The following is a 6,326-nucleotide window of genomic DNA, read 5'->3' on the forward strand; positions in this document are numbered from 1 at the left end:
CAACATTCTGGCCGCTATTGCGAGTGCTAATAGATTGTGCAAATCGATAGTGCGAATCGATAGGCAAAATCAATAGTGTGACAAAGGCAGTAGCATAATTATTTTCATTCCCCCTAGGTAATTCATTCCCAACGTGACACGTCTTGCGTATAGTAAGCACCGTTGTTTTGCGTTGTTGGGATCTTGGGATCTACAGTGAGTAATACGTTATTCCGATGGCCGGTGCGGGTGTATTTTGAAGACACGGACGCCGGTGGTGTGGTCTATCATGCACGCTACGTGGTTTTTTTTGAAAGGGCACGTACCGAGATGCTACGCCAGCATAATTTCCATCAACAGGCTTTACTGAGCGCTAAGGTTGCGTTCGTGGTAAAGCGTATCACGGTGGACTATCTCGCCTCAGCGCGTCTGGACGATTTGCTGCAAGTAGAAAGTGAAATCGTTTCAATGCGCGGTGCCTCTTTGACTTTTGCGCAACGCATCCTGAACGCTGAAGGGCAACTTCTCAGCCAGGCGGATGTTTTGATAGCCTGTATTGATCCACACCAAATGAAGCCAATCGCGCTTCCTAAGTCTATTGTCGCGGAGTTCAAGCAGTGACTGACATGAACATTTTTGATCTGTTCCTGAAAGCTAGCTTTCTGGTTAAACTGATCATGTTGATTTTGATGTGCTTTTCCATTGCATCCTGGGCGATTATCATCCAGCGCACCCGTATTTTAAACACGGCCACCCGCGAGGCAGAGGCCTTCGAGGACAAATTCTGGTCCGGTATCGAACTGTCACGCCTGTATCAGGAAAGTCAGACTCGCCGTGATACCCTGACGGGAACGGAGCAAATTTTCTACTCCGGTTTTAAAGAATTCGCCCGTTTGCATCGCGCCAACAGCCATGCGCCTGAGGCCGTGGTTGAAGGTGCCTCGCGCGCCATGCGCATCTCCATGAACCGCGAGCTGGAAGCCCTTGAAACCCACATTCCTTTTTTGGGAACCGTGGGTTCCATCAGCCCTTATATCGGTTTGTTCGGTACGGTGTGGGGCATCATGCACGCCTTTATTGGTCTGGGCGCGGTAAAGCAGGCAACGCTGCAAATGGTTGCCCCTGGTATCGCCGAAGCGCTGATTGCCACCGCGATCGGCCTGTTCGCCGCCATCCCCGCAGTCATGGCCTTCAATCGGCTAAGCCAGCGGGTGAATAAGCTTGATCAGAATTACGACAACTTTACCGAAGAGTTCATCGCCATCCTGCATCGTCAGGCCTTCGCCAGCGATAGCGCTAAGTAAGAAGGAGGGGAGAACATGGCCCGGAGACGTGGTCGAAATCAAATCAAGTCAGAGATAAACATCGTTCCTTTGCTCGACGTGTTGTTGGTATTGGTGTTGATTTTTATGGCAACCGCGCCGATTATTACCCAAAGCGTCGAGGTAGATTTGCCGGATGCAACGGACTCGAAAGCGGTAAGTAGCGATGATAATCCGCCGGTGATCGTTGAAGTGTCGGGTGTAGGCCAGTACAGCCTGGTGGTGGATCATAACCGTATGGAACAGTTGCCGCCGGAGCAGGTGGTAGCCGAGGCGCGGTCACGAATAACGGCCAATCCAAAAACGATATTTCTGATCGGTGGCGCCAAAGATGTGCCTTATGATGAAATTATCAAGGCGCTGAATTTGTTGCATCAGGCCGGCGTTAAGTCGGTTGGTCTGATGACGCAGCCTATTTAACGGCATGCTGATCATGTGCGCTTTATCTGGCAAACCTGTTTTTGGGAATCGATTGTGGTAAAGGCAACCGAACAGAACGATAAGCTTAAACGTGCCATTATTATCTCGATTGTTCTGCATATTCTCCTGATCGGCTTGCTGGTCTGGAGTTCTTACACGCAGACACTTGAATCTAGTGGCGGCGGAGGAGGCGGCTCGTCCATCGACGCTGTAATGGTCGATCCCGGTGCCGTGGTACAGCAATATAACCGTCAGCAGCAGCAGCAGACTGATGCCCAGCGTGCGTCGCAGCAGCGTGAAAAGCAGGCGCAGCAGCAAGCAGAAGAACTGCAACAAAAGCAGGCGGCTGAACAGCAGCGCTTAAAAGAATTGGAAAAAGAGCGGTTGGCGGCGCAAGACGCTGCCCAACAGCAGAAACAGCAGCTGGCGGAGCAGCAAAAGCAAGCGGCTGAGCAGCAAAAACAGGCTGAAGCTGCCGCCCAGCAGGCCAAGGAGCAGCAGAAGCAGGCGGAAGCCGCTGCGGCTCAGGCCAAGGCTGAAGCTGCACAGCAGGCTAAATCTGCCGCTGAGGCCAAAAAACAGGCCGAGGCCGAAGCCAGCAAACAGGCGGCCGCCGCAGCCGCTGAGGCTAAAAAACAGGCTGAGCAAGCGGCCAAAGCTAAAGCGGTAGAGGAGGCCAAAAAAGCTGCAGCGGCACAAGCCACCGAAGCTAAAGCCGAAGCCGCCAAAGCCGCCGCAGCAGAAAAAGCCACTGCAGCCAAAGCCGCGGCAGCTGAAAAAGCTGCTGCCGCCAAAGCTGCTGCCGCAGAAGAAAAAGCGACCGCAGCCGCTGAGGCCAAAGCCGAAGCAGCCAAGGAAAAAGCCGCAGCAGCGGCTGAAGCTAAAGCCGAGGCTGCCAAGGAAAAGGCCGCCGGTGCCAAAGCTGCGGCAGCTGCGAAGAAAGCCGCAGCTGCAGCGGCCGCCAAGCAGTCGAATGAAGTTGATGATCTGCTCGGTGGGTTAACCGACTCGAAAAACGCGCCCAAAGCGGGCGGCGGACCCAGTGGTGGCAGCAAACCTAAGGGGAAGGGCAACAGCAAGGAGAGTGGGGCGTCGGGAGCTGATATCAGCAGTTATGGCAACCAAGTGAAGGCGGCTATAGAAGCGAAGTTTTATAACGATCCGGCGTTTAATGGTAAAACCTGTACTTTGCGTTTGAAATTAGCGTCAGATGGTATGGTGATTTCCGTGTCTTCTGAAGGCGGCGATCCCGCCCTTTGCCAAGCGGCGATTTCTGCCGCGAAGCTGGCAAAAATACCTAAACCGCCTAGCCAGGCAGTCTATGAGGTGTTTAAAAATGCGCCGATAGATTTTAAACCGCAATAATGGGTAAAGAAGTCAAAATATTGCGGTGAACGATTAAGAAGTAGACTATGTTATCTAGCTAGCATTTGTGGTTTTATTTAAGTGGTTTAGTTAAAATTCTGCTAATTTATCGGGGCGTATCGCCTTGGTATGGGAGATGAAATGAAGCAGGCATTTCGAGTAGCGCTAGGAATATTAGTATTATGGGCCTCCGTGTTGCATGCGGAAGTGCGAATAGAGATCACCCAGGGTGTGGATACCGCACGCCCGATTGGTGTGGTCCCGTTTAAATGGGCGGGTCCTGGCGCAGCGCCGGAAGACGTCGGTGCGATTGTCGCAGCGGATTTACGCAATAGCGGCAAGTTTAATCCGCTGGATGTCGCGCGTCTGCCGCAACAGCCAACTACGGCAGCGGAGGTGACGCCGGCGGCGTGGACCGCACTTGGCATTGACGCGGTGGTCGTGGGGCAGGTACAGCCTAGCGCTGACGGTGGTTATGTGGTTTCATACCAGTTAGTGGATACCTCGGGCACCCCGGGCGCCGTACTGGCGCAGAACCAATTTAAAGTCACCAAACAATGGCTGCGTTATGCCGCGCATACCGCCAGCGATGGTGTCTTTGAAAAATTGACCGGAATCAAGGGCGCGTTCCGCACCCGCATCGCTTATGTGGTGCAAACCAACGGTGGGCAGTATCCGTATGAACTGCGCGTGGCGGATTATGATGGCTACAATCAGTTTGTCGTCCATCGCTCACCTGAGCCGCTGATGTCTCCGGCTTGGTCACCTGACGGTAGCAAACTGGCCTATGTGACCTTCGAAAGCGGTCGTTCCGCCTTGGTGGTACAAACCCTGGCCAATAGCAGCGTCCGTCAGATTGCCAGTTTCCCGCGTCATAACGGTGCGCCGGCTTTCTCACCGGACGGTACTAAACTGGCTTTCGCGTTGTCCAAGTCGGGTAGTTTAAATCTTTATGTGATGAATTTGGCTTCCGGCCAGATCACGCAAGTGACCGATGGCCGAAGCAATAATACGGAGCCGACCTGGTTCCCGGACAGCCAAACCCTGGCCTACACCTCGGATCAGGGTGGTCGTCCACAAGTGTACAAAATCGGTATTAATGGCGGTACTCCGCAGCGTCTGACCTGGGAAGGTAACCAGAATCAGGATGCGGATGTGAGTGCGGACGGGAAATTTCTGGTCATGGTCAGCTCTGCTAACGGCGCTCAGCATATCGCAAAACAAGATCTGGCAACGGGAGCCGTGCAAGTTTTATCGGCCACGTTCCTGGATGAAACGCCAAGCCTCGCACCCAATGGCACCATGGTAATCTACAGCTCTACTCAAGGGATGGGATCCGTGTTACAGCTGGTTTCGACCGATGGGCGTTTCAAAGCGCGTCTTCCGGCGACTGATGGACAGGTAAAATTTCCTGCCTGGTCTCCGTATCTGTGATGCATGTGTAAATGTGTATGGCAAACTATAAAAGGAAAATGAGATGCAACTGAACAAAGTGCTAAAAGGGCTGATGTTGGCATTGCCGGTTCTGGCTATCGCCGCGTGTAGTTCCCACAAAAGCGCAAATAATGGTGCTGATTCGGCCATGGGCGCTGGCACTGGTACTGAAAATGCTGGCAGCAATGCGTCGTCTGAAGAACAGGCTCGCCTGCAGATGCAAGAGCTACAGAAGAACAATATCGTTTACTTTGATCTTGATAAGTACGACATCCGTTCTGATTTCGCTCAAATGCTGGATGCGCATGCTAACTTCCTACGCAGTAACCCGTCCTACAAAGTGACTGTTGAAGGTCATGCGGATGAACGTGGTACTCCGGAATATAACATCGCCCTGGGCGAACGTCGTGCCAATGCCGTGAAGATGTACCTTCAGGGTAAAGGCGTTAACGCCGATCAAATCTCTATCGTTTCTTACGGTAAAGAAAAACCGGCTGTACTGGGTCATGACGAAGCGGCTTATGCCAAAAACCGTCGCGCCGTACTGGTATACTAAGAGAATTGCATGAGCGGTAACTTCAGGCACTATGTGTTAAGTCTGTCGTTGCTGGTTGGCGTAGCGGCCCCTTGGGCCGCTACCGCCCAAGCGCCAATCAGTAATGTGGGCTCCGGCTCGGTGGAAGACCGAGTCACTCAACTTGAGCGTATAACTAACGCTCACGCCCAGCTATTAACCCAAATTCAGCAACAAATCGCCGGCAATCAGAATGATATTGATTCTTTACGGGGTCAAATCCAGGAAAATCAGTATCAGCTTACGCAAATTGTCGATCGACAAAAACAGCTCTATCAGCAAATTGACAGCCTCAGCAAGGGTGGGCAGGATGCGCCTGCGGCCGCTGGTGCTGATAACAGCTCCTCTACCCCTGCTAGCGGTGGTGATGCTTCTTCAGCAGCGGCAGCCCCTGCCGCGGCGGTTGGCAGCAGCACTGGTGATGCGAACACTGATTACAACGCGGCGGTGGATCTGGTACTGGTGAAAAAACAGTACGATCAGGGTATCACTGCATTTACGAATTTCATAAAACGTTACCCCGATTCAACGTATCAACCCAATGCGAATTATTGGCTTGGTCAGCTGTATTATAACAAGGGTAAAAAAGACGACGCGGCATACTATTTTGCCTTGGTCGTTAAAAATTATCCTAAGTCGCCGAAAAGCGCTGAGGCGCTGTTCAAAATTGGGTTGATCATGCAGGAAAAAGGCCAGACCGACAAAGCCAAGGCCGTTTACCAGCAAGTTGTTAAATTATATCCCAACACAGAATCCGCTAAGCAAGCGCAAAAAAAACTGGCTAGTCTTTAAACCATCCAGGCCTTAAATGAGGTATAAATTACCGAATTTAGGCCTGAATGCTCGAAGATCAAGCAGTTGAATCCTATTGTGGGAGATTTAGGTTGCGCAGAATATTATTGTCAGTAATATATGCCGCCGTTGCCAAGGGAAAACGTTTATCCATCGGTGATGAGTAAAAATGAATCAAAGTAGTACATAGCAAAAAGTAACGCAGCGGATATTAGGGTCGTTAGCTCAGTTGGTAGAGCAGTTGACTTTTAATCAATTGGTCGCAGGTTCGAATCCTGCACGACCCACCATCTTATCCGATGCCTTCGTAATACCCCCTCTATGGGTCGTTAGCTCAGTTGGTAGAGCAGTTGACTTTTAATCAATTGGTCGCAGGTTCGAATCCTGCACGACCCACCATTTTCAAAAAATGCGTACAACATAAAATCCTAGAACGAACT

7 protein-coding genes and 2 tRNA genes are annotated in these 6,326 nt (G+C 51.6%); all 9 read left to right on the top strand.

Going from position 1 to position 6,326, the window contains the following annotated elements:
- The first annotated feature begins 195 nt into the window (after nt 1–195).
- The 9 genes from ybgC to SJI19_RS17510 all read left to right on the top strand — a co-directional run bounded on the left by ybgC (nt 196) and on the right by SJI19_RS17510 (nt 6,285).
- Entirely contained in the window at nt 196–600 is a 405-nt protein-coding gene (ybgC, locus tag SJI19_RS17470; RefSeq protein ID WP_323479545.1) for a tol-pal system-associated acyl-CoA thioesterase, read from the top strand.
- Complete coding sequence (gene tolQ / locus SJI19_RS17475; protein WP_323479546.1) at nt 597–1,283, top strand: Tol-Pal system protein TolQ; 687 nt, start codon at nt 597–599, stop codon at nt 1,281–1,283. Before ybgC ends, tolQ begins: the two co-directional genes overlap by 4 nt.
- A gap of 15 nt (nt 1,284–1,298) precedes the next feature.
- On the top strand, nt 1,299–1,721 hold the full coding sequence (gene tolR, locus SJI19_RS17480; RefSeq protein ID WP_323479547.1) for a colicin uptake protein TolR: 423 nt from the start codon (nt 1,299–1,301) through the stop codon (nt 1,719–1,721).
- A 54-nt stretch (nt 1,722–1,775) separates the two neighbouring features.
- A complete protein-coding gene (gene tolA, locus SJI19_RS17485) occupies nt 1,776–3,086 on the top strand; it encodes a cell envelope integrity protein TolA (RefSeq protein ID WP_323479548.1) in 1,311 nt (436 codons plus the stop codon).
- Between the two features lie 141 nt (nt 3,087–3,227).
- Entirely contained in the window at nt 3,228–4,520 is a 1,293-nt protein-coding gene (gene tolB, locus SJI19_RS17490; protein ID WP_323479549.1) for a Tol-Pal system beta propeller repeat protein TolB, read from the top strand.
- A gap of 43 nt (nt 4,521–4,563) precedes the next feature.
- The gene (gene pal / locus SJI19_RS17495; RefSeq protein WP_323479550.1) at nt 4,564–5,076 is read left to right on the top strand and encodes a peptidoglycan-associated lipoprotein Pal; all 513 of its coding nucleotides are present in this window, start codon (nt 4,564–4,566) and stop codon (nt 5,074–5,076) included.
- A 9-nt stretch (nt 5,077–5,085) separates the two neighbouring features.
- Nucleotides 5,086–5,886: a cell division protein CpoB gene (gene cpoB / locus SJI19_RS17500; protein WP_323479551.1), complete on the top strand. Its 801-nt coding sequence runs from the start codon at nt 5,086–5,088 to the stop codon at nt 5,884–5,886.
- Nucleotides 5,887–6,100: 214 nt separating this feature from the next.
- A tRNA-Lys gene (locus SJI19_RS17505) sits at nt 6,101–6,176 on the top strand.
- 33 nt (nt 6,177–6,209) lie between these two features.
- Nucleotides 6,210–6,285 (top strand) — tRNA-Lys (locus SJI19_RS17510).
- The last annotated feature ends 41 nt before the right edge of the window (nt 6,286–6,326 follow it).

The organism is Acerihabitans sp. TG2, from assembly GCF_035013185.1.
Taxonomy (GTDB): Bacteria; Pseudomonadota; Gammaproteobacteria; order Enterobacterales; family Enterobacteriaceae; genus Acerihabitans.

Bases quoted from the DNA above. Each gene is read 5' to 3' on its own strand.
- tolB (WP_323479549.1), top strand. From the start codon at position 3,228: ATGAAGCAGGCATTTCGAGTAGCGCTAGGAATATTAGTATTATGGGCC.
- pal (WP_323479550.1), top strand. From the start codon at position 4,564: ATGCAACTGAACAAAGTGCTAAAAGGGCTGATGTTGGCATTGCCGGTT.
- cpoB (WP_323479551.1), top strand. From the start codon at position 5,086: ATGAGCGGTAACTTCAGGCACTATGTGTTAAGTCTGTCGTTGCTGGTT.
- tolR (WP_323479547.1), top strand. From the start codon at position 1,299: ATGGCCCGGAGACGTGGTCGAAATCAAATCAAGTCAGAGATAAACATC.